Consider the following 19556-nt stretch of genomic DNA (forward strand, 5'->3'; position numbering starts at 1 on the left):
TTCGGCCAGACGCAGTCACTCGCTGCCATCAGCGTCTTACCAGTGTTCCCCCGCCAGCATCAATATCGTGATGTGTCCCCCGGTATTTTTACCGCTGAATTTGGTTATCAATCAAAAGCTGATCAGTGACAGGCTGGTTGAGGGCGCCTGTGGCGGCAAGGGCGATGTTTATTGCCACAGCGTCAACTGGATCATCAAGCGTGCCAAGGAGTTGAAACTCAGACGCGCCAACGTAGCGGACCTTTTGTTCATCCTTGCCGGTGAAGGACTGCTCTTCTCCCGTCTTCCATGACGGCCTGGATCGAATCTCGCGCAACGTACCTTCATCTAATAACTTTGCCAACAGCAATACGTTCTTCCGGTTTCCAATTCTGTTTAAGAGATAGCCCGTTCCAAGGTTTTTGTCCCAGATGGGCTTCACCATTATCATGTGCAGGGTCTTGATTCCTCGACGTGCTAAATCCTGCATTACTTGCAACTGACCATTGTTAATGCCAAAAAAGAGTTTCCCGGAGTCTTTCTCAATACGCGGGTACTTGTGCTTCACCTCTAACTGCATGAGAGAGTTGTCTGGCCATCGCGCCAAGCTGTCAATGTCCCAGACACCTTCAAAAAAAGGTTGTATCGCACAGTTTTTAAATAGCCGATGAAGAACGACCTGCTTAAAGAGATCATCGCTATAGTGGCTGGAAAGACCGGCCCAGAAGGCCTGCTGAGATCGATTCTCGTCAATCACCGAATCCGCTGGAGTTCTGAACGCGGGAGACGACTGCTTTCGCTTTTCCATCATAAAAGATTGAATAGGGATGTTGGTTTGCTCTCCCCATTTCTTAATGAAGAAATCACGGCACATCTCGTCGTAATAGCAATCAAACAGGAACTCACTTCGGCCGGACGAAGGAGCCAGACGATGGCGTAGATCCGCTGCTGCTTGACCGGTCTCGGAGTGGTCCCACACCCACCAAGAGTTTACATATTTCTTTTGTGGCTTTTTCTTTACCGTCAGAGTTCTTACGAGAGAAACCGGTAAAATATCGATTCCTTGAGCAACCAGCTTGCCGAGGTACTCATTGAACACAGCCTCAATTACCAATCCTTCAAGCATTCTGCTCTTGTCAGACCGGATAAGTATTTCCTTTAGCTTCTCGATGTTGTCTAGGGGGATATCTCGGAGAGGCCCAAAAGTGGTCAGCAAGCTCATTTAGTGTGTCCTTGGACTAGATATCAAAGCCGATTCCGGCGAGGACTGCTATCGGTCGAAAGACCGCATCCCGGGCGGCTACTTGCGGCCGTTTGCAGCCTGTCGCGATCTGCTAAAACCGGCTCATTGCGGTCGTTCGTGATACCTTCAATCTATGCAGGTATTGGAGCATGAGGCGGCACATTCTGTGTCAAACTTGAGCATTAGCTTTTTGTAGACATCGTTAATTAGCTCCGGGAGATCACTTTTAAAGTAAGAGCCAAAAAAGCCTCGTGCAATGGTTTGAGATAAGCCGATTTTCTTTTGGGACGATGATAGGTTTGGAGTGCCGGGGCGATATTTAAATGGATCCAGATCGTCATGCTCGTGATCTACTGCATGAATCTCTTCTTTATTATCCATCATGTCCCAGCCTGTATTTACTTCTTCAAGCAGTGTTTTGCCGTAGGATATAAAGGCTAATATATTTCTTGCAATAAAAGGATCACCCAGATCTGTGAAGCTAATACTCGACAATTGCTCTAAATTCTTTTCAAATAATGATATGCTTCTTCGTATATCAGCTGCCTTCCAGCCATAAGTCGACCATGTGCTTTTATTGCTTCCAAGTCTTGGTGGGAAAAGTACCGCAGTATCTTTTTTAGCAAGATCACCTTCAGCATGATCACGAACGTATATAAGGTAAGAGTAGGTTTCCTCAATCAAACTTCTCAGGTTGGCGAGAACACGAACATGCTCTTCGGACTGTCTATACTGCTGGGCCTTGATATTCATTCGATGTGTGCCGATGGCAATAAGGGAGGCGGCAATGATAGCCTCAACACTTCCGACAGCTTGAATCCATGCAGCCCAGTCTTTTTTTTCTGCACAAATAAAAATTGCAACTATTGGCGCTACAAACAAGCATGTGAGCAGGAAGTAAACTACCAAACAATCAATTTTTTCTACTTCTTTAGCATTGTTTTTTTCAGACTCCAATCTTTTGAGGTCTTTAGGTGGCATAATCTAGATCCGATAAAAATGCAGTCTTACTATTACAAAAAAATCAGCCTACTAATATAATGCTGTTTTTTCATTAACATCCTATCGCTCAGCGGTATAAGCTTCGCGTGATATCATAAGATATCATTTTTGGCGCCAAGAAAGCTTTTGCGAAACCAGTTTTTTAGAATTTGTAACCTGTTGAAGCTTTTTGGCAAAGGGCAGCTTTTGGCCGAAAGCTGACGGCCACGCCTGACCGTCTTATGGCCGATTGCTGCCTGCAAAGGCGTTATTAGGATTGCCGTATCCGCATAATCGCACATGTGATCGCTTTTGCATTTGTATCTAAGGTCTCCATAGCCATCACAGCATTATCCGCAACCACTGCCACTCCATTGGCTGCAAGCCAACCGGCGACCTCCTCGATTGCCGCCGCCAGTGCATGCTGGTTGTGCAGGATCAATGTCAGGGCGTCCGCAGTGGCGATATTGGAAACCGAGTTACTTGGCATGCTATCCATCCTGGAAATGAGGGGTTTGCAAAGCCTAGCTCATGCGGCCGCATTTGAGTGGCTAAGATACGCATGATCGGAGCCAGCAGTCGCTTTCGACCTTAGCTGAAACTCACGCGTAGATTTTCGTCAGCGTGGATCGACCTAATGCCACTCGTAAGGTCATTGCTTAGACGGTACTGTATGCGCCGGACAAATTCATAGGATCGGATACCCATGAGAACCAAGACCATACCCGTCGGCCAACTGATTATTGAAGGTCTCGGAGATACAGATAATGCTTATGAATACGTTTCCGAGTTGATGCCTCTAATCGGAGAGGTTGTCCTCTGGTTTAATACACTTGAGGCGGACATCGATAATATTCTATGCGGATTCATATCTGACCGAACGGATCAAAAAGGTCTCTTGGTCGTGGGCAATATGATGTATGCCACTAAGTTAGATTTGTTCGAGCGATTCACATCCGATGTTTTCCGTGGCATAGGCGATCAGCCTGTTTGGTTTTCACAACTTCTATCAGATCTTCGGGAATGTGGAAGCCTTCGCAACAAGGTTGTTCATGCGAATTGGATGCACACCAATGAGGATGGGTATACCCAAGTAAAAATCAAATTCAGTAAGCGGGGGCTTGAGCATGAACTTGTACAATTCTCCAAAGACTCGCTCGAACTCATCATCGGTAAAATTGAGGCTGCGAGAGACCAATTGGATTACCTCAATGTGGAATTTTTATCCTGCTGATGTGCGTTAGGAACGTGACAAGGTGGCGATGGTGTAGAACTCCTTCCGGGGGAATGTGTTGAGGCAATGAGAGACTGCTTCTGGCTGGAAGGTGCTGCTCTCAAAGGTCCGCTTTTGGCCCAGAGTGTGTAAAAATGCTTCACCAAAATTGAAGTGTGCGGCTTTGTATACTGGCCTTGAGCGGCCTGCGTCTGCATTGGAAGGGGTTTGAATCCCTATCTACGCTTTACTCGAGAGCTATGCCAATGACCGCACAGCCCAAAGCCGCCAGTGGGAACCGGTATAATCCGGACAACAACAGACCGTGGATATACAGCTAAGTCCGTAATATGGTAAAAATCCATGTCGCCTTTCCTCCTTGCCTCATGACGTGTTTCTGGCGCGATACTCCGACAGTCAAGCCGAAAAGGAGTTATGCGTGAACAAGGAATGTTATCAACTACATTTGGTGCAAAACATTATGCCATTTGCGTCACCTACTTTTAGTTATGCGCTTATGAGGAGGCTCTCGTGTCCATAGATCTAGCGCTTTTGGTTGGCGCCGTCGCCGCAGCAAGCAGTGTTATTCCGCTGCTCAAACCTCTTGTTTCTGCTTACTTCAAGAAGAAGAAAAAAAAATCCATCACTGTGTCAATAAATGTGGGCGGCGTTGAGTTAAGAACGGTTGAACTTCACGGGGAGACCGGTAAAGAGGCAATTGAGATGCTCCTAAAAAACCTTCCGGAGGTGAAGAATGGCGTCAAAGCCGTCGAGCCGAAGTAAGGATTCGTCAAGCGTCCTTGGTGCAGGAGCTGCGGGAGGTGGTATCGGAACCGTTGTTGCCTCTATAGCCGCAAGCTTGCCTGCTGATTCACCGTACAAAGCCTTCCTTACTATCTGCGCACCGTTGGTGACTGTATGTGTATCGGGTCTCTGGCTATTTGTGAAGACCGTCTACATTGATCCATTCGTTGCTCGGAAGTCACATCAGGCAAACCATGCCTACATAGAGACGCTATTGTCCGATGCAAAGCGCTATGAGGAGAGCGTATTGGCAGACCCTCGTGCAACGGCAAAACACAAGGACGAACTACGTAAACAAGTAGAGCGTCTTGAAATTGCTCTTATGCAGGCCATCGCAGAAAGAGTAAATCTTGTTGAACTGCGCGCCTAGTCCTTCTGTCAATCGAACACCCAGCATACTACGTATGCTGGGGCATCCTACGTGCTGGCGCCGTTACCTCCAACGTTAGTATCCGCTTTTGGCCGATAGCTGCCTGTGAGGTGAACCGGGCTCGCTCCCTGAATCTACCTCTACAAGACTGTCGACGGGCCTTGAATATGCCATCGGTTAACCAATGTCCAATTTTTTCAATCGAGCCAAGCCTTGTTTGATATGGCCGGTGCTTTCACCTATGGTCCACAGTGCTCCACGGACATTTCCGCCCACTTACTGCATCCCTTGCTCCTCAACCAAGAGGGTCAACTCCATAATGGCCGCCTGCAGAGCCTGCTGGTTTTCGTACAGCCTTTCCAGTACATCCGATAGTGAATAATCACCAGGCATGACTTCGACTCCTTTCAAGAAAAACACAAGCACAGTACCGGCTGTGCCCAAGGCAGGCAGTAATTGCAGCTTGCTTGGGTGCTCGGGTTGTCGATATTGGCGAACCATTCGACCGCTGCCGGCACCGCGGCCAAGTGCTGGAACTCCGCGGCGGTCAGACGTCGCTCTTCCGCGGGGAGCCGGTCTGCGCGGTCGTCTCGGCAGTCAGCTCATTCATCTTCATCCTCGGCGCGGCGGCAGGGTTTAGTAAGAAGGCGTTCCGGACCAGCCACCGATGATCACCGAGTAATGCTGGTTAGCATCCACGATAATTGCCCGATACTCCTTGAGCGCGAGGCGCCATTGACCCTTATTCGCAGATTGGGAGCTTAAAACCGGATAATCCTTGTCCAGTTTTGCCCCCAACACCACCAGGTCCCTTACCTGAAGCAAGTTGGCGGGTATCCGCACTAGGGTGTAGGCATTCCCTTTGTCATCGGCAACATGGATGTGGATCGGATTACTGCATTTGGCGCACAGCCAGGTTCTGTTCGAAAAATCCTCATCCAAGGTAAGGTTTTTTTCGCATTGCGGGCATTCATACCCCTTGTCCCAAGCCTGGGTCACCATTGTCACTACTCCTGTATAAAAACTAACGAAAACGGTTTTTATCGTTAGTTTGGCATGGTATGTCAGACATCGTGTTACCGATCACAAATGGTCATGCTTGAGCTGATACGCACACATTCGGGTTTATTTGCCTTTCCCGCTTAATAAGTAACACTCAAAGTGCAACAGTATTAGTAGAACACTTTAACTGATACGAACAGCACATCATGTTCATCCGCGCATACCTCCGAGCATCGACCGAAGAGCAGGACGCCGGCCGCGCCCGGGCATCGCTCGAGCAATTCGCCACTGACCACAACAATGTGATCGCGAGCGTTTACCTGGAGAACTCCAGCGGCGCCTCGGCAGATCGGCCCGAGCTATTGCGCCTGCTAAAGGATGCCCGCAAGGGTGACGTATTGCTGGTTGAGTCGATAGACCGTCTCTCCCGCCTCCCTGTGGAGGACTGGCAAAAGCTCAAGGCTGCGATCGACTCCAAAGGCCTCCGCATCGTCGCGCTTGATCTGCCGACCAGTCACCAAGGAATGCAGGACACCAAAGGCGACGAATTCACAGGTCGGATGCTGGGGGCGATCAACTCAATGCTGGTGGAGATGATGGCCGCGATAGCCCGCAAGGATTATGAGCAACGCCGTGAGCGCCAGGCCCAGGGTATCGAGAAGGCTAAGGCCGCCGGCAAGTACCAGGGCCGCCCGGTGGACATTGATCTGCATAAGCGGGTGACAGAACTGTTCAACGCCGGCCTGGGCATTCGTGCCGCCGCACGGCACGCCAACTGCTCAACCACAACTGTGCTTCGTATCAAATCCTTGGGCGAAATTGCCAAACAAAGATAATTCAGCTTATAAGATATGACTGTGGCGAGATGGCCGAAGGCAATCATAAGAAAAAAAGGAATTTCAATGGCTGACTACATCGACAAAAGCATAATTTGCCAAGCCTATCTGCACATTGATCCAGTTCCTGAGAATCTTGACGAGGACGCGCTAAGAGAAGCCCTCGAAAAATTTCTGGGCGTTAGGGCCGAGTTTTTTCTCTACAAAGATGTAGGGACAGAAATTGATTTCAAGGAGGGGTCGCTTAAGATCTATCTGACTGTCTTGGGTACCCTGTATGCGGGCCTTACGCAGTACTCGGGATTTCGAGACGGGATCGATAAATTAGCGTCCGACGCCAAGCGAGTTTCTGAGTATGCGATTTCTGAAAGCCTTTTTTTAACCGGATCAAGGCACGACTGCACGCTGAGAACTGAAGCGCGTACTGGCGTTTGTGGAACGTTGAAGAAGATTGCTGACGAAATCGATAGCATTTATCGCGAATCTGGGACGCTCGACCCAAGCCGCATCATCGCCAAAATGGAGCAGCTTAAGAAAGATATTCTTATATTCAAAGACAACATCAATACAGAAGGCGACAAAGCCTACGTGTTGCCGCGCCTCAAGGATTACGCTGACGAGCAGATCCCAAAACAAGCGGTTCCTAAGCCGAAAGAAATGGTCAGCAAAGAAATGCAAGATGCCTACACCAGAGAACGACGGCTACTGATGCGCTCGATGAACTACGAGCAAGGTTAACTCTCATAAAAAAGCCCCGCTAAGGTCATCCGTAGCGGGGCTTTTTTCTGCCTAACGCTTTCCACCTGCACCCACCCTGCACCCATGGGCAAAAAGGGATCGATGAAAATAGCTCTGAAGGCCTTGAATTATATGGTGTCCCAGGACAGGTTCGAACTGCCAACCTTCCCCTTAGGAGGGCATAAGATCTCGTACCAATTTTTGTACCAATAGGTAGGTTTTAGCACGATAAACTGATTTCGCCTAGGCATCAAACCCCTGATTTCATCGCCCCTGGCAACTTAGTAAATACCCCTCAACATGGCGGTGTAATTCTACTCTCGGGTGTACGACAGATTGGATTTCTTTCTGTACCGAAGCAGACGGATCGATCCATGTCACGGTTGAAAAGGGTTAACTACCGCGATTCGACCTGGGCGGGCAGGCTGCACCCAATCCCTCAAAATGGGAGTGGGTTCTGACAGTGTCGGTAGTGTCCGGATTGGAGCTGAAAATGGCTGCTTAAAAATTGCTACAGAGAAAAAGGCAAGAAGCGTAATTATTCGAAGGAAAAATCCAACTGGTACGTAACTGGTACAGGCACTTTTTGAATGGTGGATGGGCCTTTTTTTTTAAGGCTTTGGTGAATTATCTGTCCGATCCATCATGGGGGCGACTGAGAAGCGGCGGGAGAGTGGGGCGGGTTGTAGAGGCATTGGGGGAATCTGGATCAGAGGGGCGAAGGTGAGCGAGTTTATCAGGAATAGGGTGGGGCAGAGTCCCAAGCGTCGTGACCACGTGTTCCAGTTTGCTATGACTCTGGAGCTGATCTTCTGAGTATCGTGGTCTGGCCCCTAATTCCATTCGCGAAGCGGCGAGGCTGTTCCGAGAAGCGGTAATTGAATACTCGAATTGCGCCAAGCTTCATCGCGCACTGCAGAAAAATGCGACGTTGGGGAATGGTTGCACGTAGCCCCAAGATTCCAGTCAAAAAAAAACCGCCTTTGCGGGGCGGTTTTTTCAAGTCTCGGGTTGCGACCGAGACTGGTGCATCACTGGCTACATTGACGTGCGGTCATGGTATGAATCTTTGCGCGCACATGCAACGTCCTTTTTGCCTGCGGCTAGCCGTTTGGAGCATTGTTTTTTTCTTGGCGATACTAGCAGAAATAACGATTTACAAATATTGCCGATCAGCCTCTATGACAAACCAAATGAGTGGTCTTCGGGCTGCAATTTCTGAGTTAACATGCCGGGGCTCACATGTTAGTGCTGCGGTGAGGTTTGGCTGGTGACTTAACAGTTTCACGCCCCCTGACACGGTTTTGCACCCGTGCCGGATTGATTTCTCGGAGGGACTTCAACCGGCCGCCTCACTGGCTACATTGACGTGTAGGCCGAAGGAGCGCGTGATCCGGTAAGCGTTCTTGAGGTTTGGCCCCCAACCCGGAGGCCAAAAGTATGAAGCTTTTGCTGCGTACGCTGAGCCTCGTATGGAGATTGCTAAAAGCGCTTCGCTTTTACGAGTTCCTGCGAGACCACTTTGACGACCTGAAGTAACGGTCGATCTTTGAGGGGAAGAACCCGCTTCAGCTTCGGCTGAAGCGGGTTTTTTTTGATGATGAGACTGTCAAAAATGATTTTATAGGCTCAGTCATTTCATCTGATCGCGTAGGGGATTTCGTCGGCGACTGTAGGTTTCGCCCTAAGACTCATAATGTACTGCTTATGCATCGCCACCGAACTGCTCACCAATTTCGCTGCTGCTCAAATAACGCTGATCCGGTTACGTATCGCACCTGATCGATGCTGAACACGCGCTGTCCATCAGCACAGTTTCATCTTGCCGGGTTCTGCGCAGGCTTAGGATGTAGCACAGGTTTTTCAATTTATGTCGATGGGAGCCGTGCCATGCGCCTCAATATTGTCAAAGTGCTGCTGATTGCTGCAGCAATATCGGTGCTGAGCGCCTGCTCCGGCACCGGCGGCTTTACCACCACCAGTTGTTTCTCCAGCGACTGCCAATCACCGCAGAACCCTGGCGCCAACACCCTGAAATTCGGCGGCAACAGCATCGGCAGCAGCCTTAACCAATACAGCTCCGGCATGCTGCACGACGACTAGGCATCACTGCGCATCAGGCACCGCAATCCACTCGCTCAAGGTCTTCTGATACTTGCCAGTGACTTTGCTCAAGTGCAGCCACTGATCGACATACATCTTCCAGCTGATGTCATCGCGCGGCAGCAGGTAAGCTTTCTCGCCATATTGCATGTACTGATGCGGGTTGACCGCGCACAGTCCCGGTTTGAGTTTCTGTTGATACAGCGCTTCGGAGGCGTCGGTGATCATCACGTCGGCCTTGTTGTCGAGCAGTTGCTGGAAGATTGTTACGTTATCGTGCAGGGCCAGTTGCGCTTTGGGCAGGAAGGCGTGGACGAAGGCTTCGTTGGTGCCGCCGGCGGGTTCGACCAGGCGCACGTTGGGCTGGTTGATCTGCTCGACGGTCTGGTACTTGCTGACGTCGTCGCAGCGCACCAGCGGGATTTTGCCGTCGGTGTCGAGGGTGTTGCTGAAGTAGGCTTTTTTCTGCCGTTCGAGGGTGACCGAGATGCCGCCCATGCCGATGTCGCATTTGCCGGCCTGCATGTCCGGCATCAGGGTTTTCCAGGTGGTTTGCACCCACTGCACTTTGATGCCGAGGCTGTCGGCCAGCGAGCGGGCCATGCTGATGTCGATGCCTTCGAATTCGCCGTCGGCGCGTTTGAAGGTGTAAGGCTTGTAGTCGCCGGTGGTGCAGACACGCAGCGCGCCTTGTTGCTGGATGCTGTCGAGGTGGGTCGCAGCGGTCTCGGCGTGAGCGGGGGCGGTCAGGGTCAACAGTCCGCAGAAAGTCAGTGTGCTTTTTAGTGTTGTCATTGAAATCGCACTTTGGAAAAGGTGGGGGCTCAGTGTAATGAAAGGTTTTTCCGGGCGTCATCCCAATGGTTTGAATCTAGGTACGTCATATTTGGCAGGCGGCCTCGGGTGATGCGACAGGATGGGCGTCAAAACCGCTGAACGAAGAGTCTCCCAATTGAGTGTATGTCCCGCCCATTTTTGCCAGCTAAGTCCAGGTGTCAGTGAGGGGCGCAACGGTTTTCGCGTCACCTTGCTGTGTCGGGTCGCGATGCAGAAACGAGTGTAGCGGGGCAACTGATACAAATTCAGATACCGCAGGTCACTGCTGCACAGTAGCAAGATGTCGCCGAATGAGAGCAGCGGAAACGCAGTAACTTCCACTTTGTTTTTCTCGTTAAGTCGAGTCCGCCACTGCCGGTTATCCACGTCGCCGAGGCTGATCTCTTCATCGAGGGTGAAGCGTGCAGGGCTCTGTTGACGAATCGCCAGGTTTCCGGCCGCCGCATAAGTGATCGTTGGCATGGCGCCCGGCGATAGAAGCAAAAATGTAGCGAAGAGTACCAATGCTGCGGCCAGTCCATATGCAACGCGAGCAATGACGTGACCTTTGCTGATGTAAAAAACGAAAACAGGAATCAGGCTCAGTACAAGTGTGCCAAGCGAGAAGAGCCCAACAACCACCACAGCTTCAGCGTTGTCTTCACCGACATAGGTTGAAAGGATGAGCAGGGTTGGCAACGAGGCGAAAATTACTGCAAGACCGATGACAAATCCTACCCCTAGTCCGAAGCCATTTTTTTTCCATGTCACCAGATGCTGGGTATTTTCGTTGAAGATCGCTCGAAATTTTTTGAAAGAAAACAAGGCAAAATAAGCGAGAAGCGTGACCGAGAAGATCATTCCCATCGAGATACCGGCACTGAATGTGTCTGGGTATATAAACAACACTAATGTGAATACACAAAAACCCAAGCACAACGGCAGCAGCAACCACGCGGCGATTCGATTGTGTTTTTCCGGCACTTTGTCAAACATCGACACGCTGATGCCATAAAACCACGCACTGGCAAAAAGTACGCCCAGATAGCCGACCATGATTAACACGATCAACAGTAACCAGAGCGCCAGCGCGGCTTTCGCGTCAATTGCTGCGAGAAACAGATCCGTGCGGCCAATGGCCCGTGTGTAAACATACAGGCCAAGAATTGCCAGACCTGCACCCAGGAAACCTAGCGTGACGGTGAGTTGACTCCAGTAATCGAGAACCCGTTTGAAGTTGCGTTTGAAAAATTGCGAAAAGGTTGGGGCGGTTGAAGCATCCATGCGATCAGAGATTCCAGTGATTGTGATTTGGGGGTGTATAGCGACAACCGGCTAGACTTCTTCCGGAAGACTGGTCTGTTGAGCGAGTCGACAGCGTAGTGATGAAAGGTAAAAAACTAAAGCCCCAACCCTTCCTGCACCACCTGCAACAGATTGTTCTCCGTCAAGGCAATCGCATCGAGTTGGTGCCCGGTTTCGACCGTCTGCAGCCACCAATGGCTTTCGTGATGTTCATCGACGGTGCGCAACAGAAACGTGTCCTTGCCCGGCAGGGTGATTTGCACTCGTCCGCAGCCATCCTCGGTAAACCGCGCAATCGGATCGAAGGTCAGGCTGTGGCGATTGGCCTCGATGATCAGCTGGTCTATGGCGTAGTCATGGGCTTCACCGTCCGGTGAAGTTTCGCAAACATGCGTAGGATTGCGCCGGATCTTCAGTCCGACCTCGGTGACGGGCTGTAACCATTCTTCGATGCGGTGGTACAAGTCATACACCTGAGCGGGCCAGCAATCGATTTCCAGTTCGGCGCAAGTAATGTCGTCAGCATGGACGTGCTTGAGTTTGGCGGCGAGTTCGTCTGCTTTACTCATGTCGGATCCCTTGGTTGGATGTCTGCCTGTTAATCGTAGACCCTGCGAAGACGTCAGGCCTTGCCTTGCGTCATGCGCTTGCAACACAAGCGTGGCGAAATCAGCGCTGGCCCGGTCGGGTCCGGAGCTAAACCATGGACGCAGGCGTCCCAAGGAGTGGGTAGATGAAAAAGCTGTTTACAATTTTCGCAGTGATTGCGCTGACGGCCGGTAGCATCGGCCTGAGTTCGGCGCGCCAATCGCAATCAAGCAAGGCCCAGGCGGAATCGGTGGCGGGGGTGTTCGACTACTACCTGCTGGCACTCTCATGGTCGCCGACCTTTTGCCTGACGCATAAAGATGATGCGCAGTGTTCCGGCAAGGGTTACGGCTTCGTGCTGCACGGGCTGTGGCCGCAATATGCCGCGGGTGGCTGGCCGCAATCCTGCCCACCGCTGACGAAATTGTCGGCGGCGGAAACCAGCAAAGGCCTGACATTGTTTCCGACGAAAAAACTGCTCGACCATGAATGGTCCAAGCATGGCACTTGCAGCGGACTCGGCGCGATGGGTTATCTGGATGAGGCGGATAAGGCCGTGGCAGCGGTGAAAATCCCGGACGAGCTGCAGCCGTTCAGCACTTCGTATTATTTCGAGGCGCAGGAAATTGCCCGGTTATTCCGCAAGGCCAATCCGGGGATTCCGGCCGATGGTGTCGCAGTGATCTGCAGCGGCCCGGAACTGTCCGAAGTACGCGTGTGCATGGGCAAGGATCTGCAATTCGCGGCGTGCGGCAAAGGCGTGAAAACCCAGTGCCGGGCGGGCGATATTCGAGTACCGCCGTCGCGGTGACCCAAGTGGTATCAGCGATGAAGAACAGGCGCCCGACAAGGCGCCTGTTTTTTTGCCTGAAGGTTTGAAGCACCTGCGCATTTCCCGCATGCTTGCGCACCCAAAAGGACGACACGCTAGATTGCAAGGAGCTGTTCATGAGCGGAAAACCCGCTGCCCGCGTCACCGATCCAACCGCCTGCCCGCTGCCGGGACATGGCACCAATCCTATCGTTAGCGGTTCGCCAAACGTCAATTTCGATGGCCTGGCGGCTGCACGCATGACCGATAAATCTGCCTGCGGCAGCCCGATCACCGGCGCGGTGTCTTCGACGGTGTTCATCAATGGCTTGAACGCCGCAACGCTGGACAGCACCGGTGGCCATGGCAACGTGATCATTGGCGGTTCCGGCACGGTCATTATCGGTGACACGGTGGCCACCGCGCCCTTCAGTGGTTTGCTGCCCATGCCGGTGCACTTCACCGACAAGTTGCAACTGGTCAACGACGTGACCGGTGAGCCGATGCCCAATCACCCCTACATGATCCAGCGCGCGGACGGGCGCATGGAACAGGCGTGTCTGACGCTGCCGGGTTTACCCACGAAGTCAGCTCGCACCTGCCTGAAACCATCAAGTTGTTTCTGGAGGAATGAGGCATGGCGGCTGAAACGGTAACGTGCCCGAAAGGCAACAATTACAAGCTGCACAAGGAACATGCGCTGACGGACAAGAAAGATGTCAGTGTGAAGGCTGTGCCGGTGGAGAGTACCAAGGCAATTGTTCTGTTCATTGGTGGGGCAGGGGACAAGGAGAGTTATTATTTTTCGGGTCCGTACAGGAACATACGGCTGGCGTGGTTGAATTTTAATAAACGAACTGAAGCGCTAATGGCACAGGGCCGATATACGTCAGAGTGGTTGGGCTACAACGAGGTCAGAGGAAAGCAAGATATTCAACGGAATGTTCTAGGGTTGATACCGTATAAAAGCTGTCCGGTATACATCGTCGGACATAGCCTTGGCGGATGGAACGGCGCGCACCTGACAAAAATCATGACGGACTGGGGTTACCGTATCCAAATGCTGATTACGCTGGATCCCGTCGGAGAAGGTTCTCTCGTTTGGCTTGGCTCGGATATTTATCGCGAGCGTCCAAAACCGGTGGCTGCGGATTGGATAAATATCAAAGCGACTCCGACTCAAAGAGATCCGTCAGATGGGGTTGCTGACTTTGGCGAAAAGTGGATCATCGCTTGCGGCCCTTCATTGAACGCCAACGTCGACACCAATCATGCAGATGCACCGGGGCTATTTACAGCAGCAATCGCGGGTAATAAATCAGCGAGCGATTTTTTGTATGAGTCAATCATGAAGGAGTTTTCCTGATGCAAAAGTTGCTCCTTTGCGTACTGATGGTTTTCTGCTCCGGCTGTGCAAAAGACCACACGAAACCACCTGCGAATCTTGATTTTGTTTCTGTTAACCGCGAAACCGCGCTTTTGTACGACGTTAGATTTGATTCGGACGTTGATGTGCTTGATCTTTTTGATCGAGGGGAAGGAAAAGGGATGGCTTCCGCTACGCTGGAGTGTGCCTTGGCAGAGGACGAAGATTTTTCGGTCGATAAACTCATCAGGTTTTCTGCAACTGGTTCGATTGAGCCCAAAGGAAGTGATGGAGGCCATGCAAAATATTCCTATCTCAGCAGCGCATTCATGAGTGAAGTTTCCAATGGTGGTGGTTCCCGTAGAGATCTTTCGACAACAGAACTCAACCACCTCCTATCCAACAAACAGCAAATCCCCTGCAAAGTCGTGGTCACCGCCTACGGTTACAAACCCTATTACTCCAACACCCTGCACATCCCCGTCGCCGATCTGCTGCGGGAAATCAACAAACCCCGCTGAAAAAACCGGGGAATTCCAGGCGCGAATTCCCCGCGATCTCTCACTCCTGCAGCCGCAAAACTCACCCGCTCAAGCCGCAAAAATAAATCGACGAAACGTGATCATCCATTCCTGACACACGCCGATATAACAGGCATGACCGCTGCGTTTGCCGGGTATATCCCGCTGGGCTACGCTCAAAAAACATAAGGGTTTTTCCACGCTGGCGCCCTCGTCGTACCTGCCCAGGACTTGCTATTGCCTTTCCCGATGCCCGATCCGCAACACGCCCCCGGCGCGCTTAAGCGTCTGCCGTTACGCAAAGCAGCCGTGCTGTTTATCGTCGCGGTGAGCCTGTGCCTGTCCGGTTTGCTGTACCTGCAACTGCAGCAGTCGCAGCGTCAGGATCTGGCGGTGGCGCAGGCCGCGTCGAGCAATTTGACCCGGGCGATGGCGCAGCAGGCCGAGGACACGTTTCTGGCGGCCGACCTGGTGATGACCAGCCTGGTCGACTGGATCGAGGATGACGGTTACGGCGCTGCGCAAAAGCCGCGTTTGCAGCGCATCTTCGCGCGGCGTGCGCAGCAACTGACGCAGTTGCACGGCATTTTTCTATTCGATCGCGACGGGCAATGGGTAATCACCTCGTTTGCCGAGCTGCCGCGCGGCAACGGTGTTGCCGATCGTGAGTATTTCAAGTTTCACCAGCAGAACGTGTCGACGCTGGCGCACATCGGCCCGGCGATTCGCAGCCGCGAAAATGGCGAATGGATCATCCCGATCTCCAAGCGCATCAATGACGCTTCCGGAAATTTCGAGGGTGTGTTGCTGGCCGGCATCAAGATGTCGTACTTCGATCAGTTTTTCAAAAGCTTCAGTCTCGACGACAACGGCATCATGTTTCTGGCGCTGACTGACGGCACCTTGCTTGCGCGGCGGCCGTTCGATGAATCGCTGATCGGCACTTCGGTGGCGCGCGGGCAGATTTTCCAGGCGCTGCTGCCCAATGCCTCGGCTGGCACCGCGATGCTCGATTCTTATGTCGACGGCACCGAACGGCTCTACGGCTATCGGCAGTTGGCGTCTTATCCGCTAGTGGTATCGGCCGCCACCTCGCGGGATACGATTCTCCAGGGTTGGTACGAGCGCGCCTTTCAGTCAAGCGTGATCGTCGCGCTGGTGATCCTCGGCGTCGGCCTGTTTGGCTGGGTGTTCATCCATCAGGTGCGCAATGGCGAACGCATCGAGAAGAACCTGCGCAAGGCGCAACGGGCGCTGGAGCAGATCGCCACGCACGACAGCCTGACCGGGTTGGCCAATCGGCGCCTGTTCGAGCGCTCGCTGGAAATCGAGTTTGCCCGCGGCGCACGGCAGGTCAGTCCGGTCAGCCTGATCATGCTCGATATCGATTTTTTCAAACGCTACAACGATGCCTACGGCCACGTCGCTGGTGACCAATGCCTGACGCAAGTTGCCCAGGTGCTGAGGACGTGTTGCCAGCGCAAGTCCGATCTGGCCGTGCGTTACGGAGGGGAAGAGTTTGCCGTGTTGCTGCCGGACACCGATATCAACGGTGCGCTGGCGATTGCCGGGCAGATTCGACGCAGCGTGATCGACAAGCATATCGTTCACAGCGGCTCGCCGACCGGGTATCTGACGGTGAGTCTGGGTTGTTATGCGTTCATACCAAGCGGCAATGACAGCCCGGAAGCGTTTATCCAGCGTGCTGACGCGGCGCTGTATCAGGCGAAAAATGCCGGTCGCAATCGCGCGGCGGTGCTGTCGCTGGACAGCGGATTTGCCGAATTGATGCGCTCGGATCGCTGACTAACACAACCCTTGTAGGAGTGAGCCTGCTCGCGATAGCGGTGTGTCAGTGGCGCAAAGGACTACTGATACACCGCTATCGCGAGCAGGCTCACTCCTGCAAGGGAAGGTTACCTACCTGCCGGGATGGCTCTTGTTCGTTCAGCTGCCCGAGCCACCGCCCGCACCGCCAGTGCCGCCGCCGGCCGAACCGGTGCCACCGCCCGCGCCGGAACCCGAGCCGCTGGCGCCACCGTTGGTGCCGGTACCCGTGCCAACGCCGGTACCCATGGAGCCCGTACCTGAATTGGTCCCCGAGCCGCCAGTGGAACCGCCGCCGGAACCGCTGCCGCCGGAAGGCGCGCCGGGGGTGTTGTCCGGTGGCATGGTCGAGCTGCTGGCGCCGCCGGATTTGGTCCCGGTGGCGTCGGTGCTGTCATTCGCCGCGAAGCTGGCGGCCGATGCGCTGGCCAGCAGGCCGGCCAGCAAGAGCGAAGTGAGTTTGCGCGTGATCATGGTGCATCTCCTGAAAAGGGCATGTACCTGTTATTGGTCCGACGCGCAGAACCACGGGTGCCCGCTGGCTGACGAGTGGTCAGAAATCGACAGTGGCAGCGACCTTCAGCGTGCGCGGTGTGCCCTGGGTCAGATAACCGCCATTGGCCGATGCCCAATAGGCCTCATTGGCGACGTTTTCCAGGTTGGCGCGCAGGGTGATTTGCCGGTCATCCAGTTTGAAGGCGTAGCGCGTGCCGAGGTCGAAACGGTTCCACGCCGGGATGCTCTGAGTGTTGGCCGCGTTGAGGTATTGCCCGCCGGTGCGCAACATCCGCGCGCTCACCGCTGCACCTTCGAGCCCTGGGATATCCCAATCGGCGCCGAGGTTGATCTGGAAGCGCGGCACGCCGACGGCGCGGTTGCCGTCGTTGACGCCGTTGCTGCTGCCTTGCAGTTCGGTCTTCATCACGGTCGCGCCGCTGAGCAGGCGCAGACCGTCCAGCGGCTCGCCATACACGTTCAACTCGACGCCCTTGTTGGTCTGCTCGCCATCGACGCGGAAGATGCCGTCCTGGGTGTAGCTGGACGGTTGCTCGATGCGGTACATGCCGAGGTTGGCGCCGTAGCTGCCCATGTCCACGCGCACGCCGGCCTCGATCTGCTTGCTGCGCACCGGGGCGAACGTTTCATCGCGGTTGATCGCCGTGGTTGGTGGCGTCGGCCCTTTGGCCAGGCCTTCGATGCGGTTGGCGTAAAACGACACGTGCTCCCACGGCTTGATCACCAGCCCGTAAACCGGCGTGGTGATCGACTCTTCATAACTGGAAGTGCGCGCGCCCGTCGTCGTGTTCCAGCCATCGACCTTAAGCTCCTGGCGACGAACGCCGAGGGTCAGCAGGATACGGTCATCAACGAAACCGAGGGTGTCGGAAATCGCTTCGCTGCGCAGCGTGTTCTTGCCGACGATGCGCGGATCGTTGATGTCGCTGGCGAACGACGTGGCCGCTGGCCGTGGCTTGTCCGTGACGTTGTACAGATTGGTGCTGTAACGGCTGGCAGTGCCGATGGTCTCGAACGCCGAACGCTGCTCACCCCAGATTCCGGCCCAGCCGAGGTTGAGCTGGTGGCTGATGGGCCCGGTGCTGAAACGCCCGTTGAGGCCGGCCATGGCACTCTGGTTGTCCTCGTCGTGGGGCGAATACAGCATGCCGCCGCGTGCAGTGCCGTTGAGGTCGGTGACCGTCAGCGACGAGTACACACCGTTCTCGCGGGTGTGTTTCGCTCCGCCGGAAACGTAGGCCGTCCAGTTATCGTTCAGGTCGTATTCGGCGCGGGCCATGCCAAAGGTGTCTTCCAGTTGCGAATAGCTCCAGCGCTGCGCGTAGCTGTCGTTGGCGTCCGGCACCTTCGGCGTTTTTTTCAGGCTCGAATCGACGTAGATCACCGAGCGGCCCTGATTGATCACCTGTTTCTGGTAACCCAGATCCGTGGAGATGCGCAGACGCTCACCGCGATAATCGAGGCCGAGGCTGAACAGCGACGAGCGCTGGTCTTCTTCATCGACAGCGGTAGCACCTTCGCGCTGCATCAGGTTGACCCGGGCACCGAAGCGGTTGTCTTCGCCGAAGCGCTGACCCAGATCCAGATGCCCGCCGACACGGCCGTCGTCGCTGTAGTCGAGAGTGACGCTGCGGGTCGGCGTGTCCATTGCGCGCTTCGGTTGCAGATTGACCCCGCCGCCGATGCCGCTGCCGCTCGGGGTCACGCCGTTGACGAAGGCGTTCGGGCCTTTGAACAATTCGACCCGTTCCAGCGCTTCGGTCGCGATGATCTGCCGGGGCAATATGCCGTAGAGGCCGTTATAGGAAATGTCATCGGAGAGCAGCGGCAAGCCGCGAATCATGAACACCTGGGAGAAGTTGCCGAAGCCTGACGACTGGCGAACGGAGGCGTCATTGAGCAACACATCGCCGACGGTTTGCGCCTGCTGATCGGCCATGGTCTTGGCGGTGTAGCTGGTGACGCTGAAGGGCAAGTCATTGACCGCCTGATTGCCAAGCATGCCGATCTGTGCGGAGCGCGCGACTTGCTCACCGCCATAAGTATCGCCGCTGTCGCGCACGGCGCTGACGTTGGTGGCGCCGAGTTCGAGTGCGCCGTCAGCCGCCACTTGCGGCGCTACCGTGTAGCCGTTGCCCGCGGTGCCGATCAGCTCGAAACCACTGCCTTCCAGCAGTCTGGCGAAACCGCCTTGTGCGCTGTATTCGCCTTGCAGACCGGGGCTTTGGCGATTACCCAGTTGCGCCGGGTCGAACGACAGCGGTACGCCGACACTGACGGCGAACTGCGCCAGCACATGGCTGAGCAGGCCGGGGCCGATATTGACGCTGTGGCTGACGCTGACGGGTTCGGCGGCGTGCACCAGCACCGGCGTCAGGGTGGCGAAGGCCAGGGCCAGGCTCAGGTTCAACGCCTTGAGCGGGAAGGTGGCGGGGCGGGGCGTGGGCAATGCAGTCATTCGGCGTTCCTGTCGGGCGCGTGGAATCAAAGAGGTCTGCTCCACTCACCGGACGAGACGCAAAAAGGTATCAGGCACA

General features: G+C 54.1%; 19 protein-coding genes and 3 pseudogenes. 11 read left to right on the plus strand and 11 right to left on the minus strand.

Annotation, left to right across the window (positions count from 1 at the left end):
* Positions 1-88 precede the first annotated feature (88 nt).
* From BLU24_RS11015 to BLU24_RS11025, 3 genes are all read right to left on the minus strand, one after another.
* A complete protein-coding gene (locus BLU24_RS11015; protein ID WP_093099997.1) occupies positions 89-1201 on the minus strand; it encodes a hypothetical protein in 1113 nt (370 codons plus the stop codon).
* Positions 1202-1348: 147 nt separating this feature from the next.
* On the minus strand, positions 1349-2203 hold the full coding sequence (locus BLU24_RS27565; RefSeq protein WP_157720833.1) for a hypothetical protein: 855 nt from the start codon (positions 2201-2203) through the stop codon (positions 1349-1351).
* 271 nt (positions 2204-2474) lie between these two features.
* Entirely contained in the window at positions 2475-2693 is a 219-nt protein-coding gene (locus BLU24_RS11025) for a hypothetical protein (protein WP_093100001.1), read from the minus strand.
* Between the two features lie 216 nt (positions 2694-2909).
* On the opposite strand from BLU24_RS11025, the gene BLU24_RS11030 reads away from it, so the two are divergent.
* The 3 genes from BLU24_RS11030 (at position 2910) to BLU24_RS27570 (ending at position 4590) form a co-directional block, all read left to right on the plus strand.
* A complete protein-coding gene (locus BLU24_RS11030; RefSeq protein WP_093100003.1) occupies positions 2910-3437 on the plus strand; it encodes a hypothetical protein in 528 nt (175 codons plus the stop codon).
* 510 nt (positions 3438-3947) lie between these two features.
* Positions 3948-4199 carry a hypothetical protein gene (locus BLU24_RS11035; RefSeq protein WP_093100005.1) on the plus strand — a complete coding sequence of 84 codons (252 nt, stop codon included), beginning with the start codon at positions 3948-3950 and terminating at the stop codon, positions 4197-4199.
* The gene (locus BLU24_RS27570) at positions 4171-4590 is read left to right on the plus strand and encodes a hypothetical protein (protein WP_157720834.1); all 420 of its coding nucleotides are present in this window, start codon (positions 4171-4173) and stop codon (positions 4588-4590) included. Before BLU24_RS11035 ends, BLU24_RS27570 begins: the two co-directional genes overlap by 29 nt.
* Before the next feature lie 177 nt (positions 4591-4767).
* Here BLU24_RS27570 and BLU24_RS11040 read toward each other — a convergent pair.
* From BLU24_RS11040 to BLU24_RS11045, 3 genes and pseudogenes are all read right to left on the minus strand, one after another.
* Positions 4768-4983, minus strand: a pseudogene (locus BLU24_RS11040) (hypothetical protein).
* Positions 4984-5057: 74 nt separating this feature from the next.
* Positions 5058-5141: pseudogene (locus tag BLU24_RS28205) on the minus strand (site-specific integrase); the annotation flags it as partial.
* 85 nt (positions 5142-5226) lie between these two features.
* Positions 5227-5592, minus strand: coding sequence for a hypothetical protein (locus BLU24_RS11045; RefSeq protein ID WP_093100007.1), 366 nt, complete (start codon positions 5590-5592; stop codon positions 5227-5229).
* Positions 5593-5798: 206 nt separating this feature from the next.
* Between BLU24_RS11045 and BLU24_RS11050 the strand changes: the two genes are divergently transcribed.
* The 3 genes from BLU24_RS11050 (at position 5799) to BLU24_RS11060 (ending at position 9269) form a co-directional block, all read left to right on the plus strand.
* Complete coding sequence (locus BLU24_RS11050; RefSeq protein ID WP_093100009.1) at positions 5799-6428, plus strand: recombinase family protein; 630 nt, start codon at positions 5799-5801, stop codon at positions 6426-6428.
* A 66-nt stretch (positions 6429-6494) separates the two neighbouring features.
* Positions 6495-7166, plus strand: a complete 672-nt coding sequence (locus BLU24_RS11055; RefSeq protein ID WP_093100011.1) for a hypothetical protein — start codon at positions 6495-6497, stop codon at positions 7164-7166.
* A 1890-nt stretch (positions 7167-9056) separates the two neighbouring features.
* Positions 9057-9269 carry a hypothetical protein gene (locus tag BLU24_RS11060; protein WP_093100013.1) on the plus strand — a complete coding sequence of 71 codons (213 nt, stop codon included), beginning with the start codon at positions 9057-9059 and terminating at the stop codon, positions 9267-9269.
* Positions 9270-9272: 3 nt separating this feature from the next.
* Here BLU24_RS11060 and BLU24_RS11065 read toward each other — a convergent pair whose 3' ends face one another.
* The 3 genes from BLU24_RS11065 to BLU24_RS11075 form a co-directional block, all read right to left on the minus strand.
* On the minus strand, positions 9273-10064 hold the full coding sequence (locus BLU24_RS11065; RefSeq protein ID WP_093100015.1) for a transporter substrate-binding domain-containing protein: 792 nt from the start codon (positions 10062-10064) through the stop codon (positions 9273-9275).
* A 57-nt stretch (positions 10065-10121) separates the two neighbouring features.
* Entirely contained in the window at positions 10122-11369 is a 1248-nt protein-coding gene (locus BLU24_RS11070; protein ID WP_093100018.1) for a hypothetical protein, read from the minus strand.
* Between the two features lie 116 nt (positions 11370-11485).
* Complete coding sequence (locus BLU24_RS11075; protein WP_093100021.1) at positions 11486-11959, minus strand: hypothetical protein; 474 nt, start codon at positions 11957-11959, stop codon at positions 11486-11488.
* Positions 11960-12123: 164 nt separating this feature from the next.
* Between BLU24_RS11075 and BLU24_RS11080 the strand changes: the two genes are divergently transcribed.
* From BLU24_RS11080 to BLU24_RS11100, 5 genes and pseudogenes are all read left to right on the plus strand, one after another.
* Complete coding sequence (locus BLU24_RS11080; RefSeq protein ID WP_093100024.1) at positions 12124-12789, plus strand: ribonuclease T2; 666 nt, start codon at positions 12124-12126, stop codon at positions 12787-12789.
* Between the two features lie 137 nt (positions 12790-12926).
* Positions 12927-13423: pseudogene (locus BLU24_RS11085) on the plus strand (PAAR domain-containing protein).
* Positions 13424-13426: 3 nt separating this feature from the next.
* Complete coding sequence (locus tag BLU24_RS11090) at positions 13427-14155, plus strand: alpha/beta hydrolase (RefSeq protein WP_093100027.1); 729 nt, start codon at positions 13427-13429, stop codon at positions 14153-14155.
* Positions 14155-14676 (plus strand): hypothetical protein, encoded by a 522-nt coding sequence (locus BLU24_RS11095; protein ID WP_172833263.1) that lies wholly within the window; start codon positions 14155-14157, stop codon positions 14674-14676. The genes BLU24_RS11090 and BLU24_RS11095 overlap by 1 nt, the downstream gene beginning before the upstream one ends.
* A 237-nt stretch (positions 14677-14913) precedes the next feature.
* Positions 14914-16482, plus strand: a complete 1569-nt coding sequence (locus BLU24_RS11100) for a sensor domain-containing diguanylate cyclase (protein WP_093100033.1) — start codon at positions 14914-14916, stop codon at positions 16480-16482.
* A 141-nt stretch (positions 16483-16623) separates the two neighbouring features.
* On the opposite strand, the gene BLU24_RS11105 is transcribed toward BLU24_RS11100, so the two are convergent.
* Positions 16624-16977 carry a hypothetical protein gene (locus tag BLU24_RS11105; protein WP_093100036.1) on the minus strand — a complete coding sequence of 118 codons (354 nt, stop codon included), beginning with the start codon at positions 16975-16977 and terminating at the stop codon, positions 16624-16626.
* Positions 16978-17056: 79 nt separating this feature from the next.
* Complete coding sequence (locus BLU24_RS11110; protein ID WP_093100040.1) at positions 17057-19477, minus strand: TonB-dependent receptor; 2421 nt, start codon at positions 19475-19477, stop codon at positions 17057-17059.
* Between the last annotated feature and the right edge of the window lie 79 nt (positions 19478-19556).

This window comes from Pseudomonas sp. Z003-0.4C(8344-21) (assembly GCF_900104975.1).
GTDB lineage: Bacteria > Pseudomonadota > Gammaproteobacteria > Pseudomonadales > Pseudomonadaceae > Aquipseudomonas > Aquipseudomonas granadensis.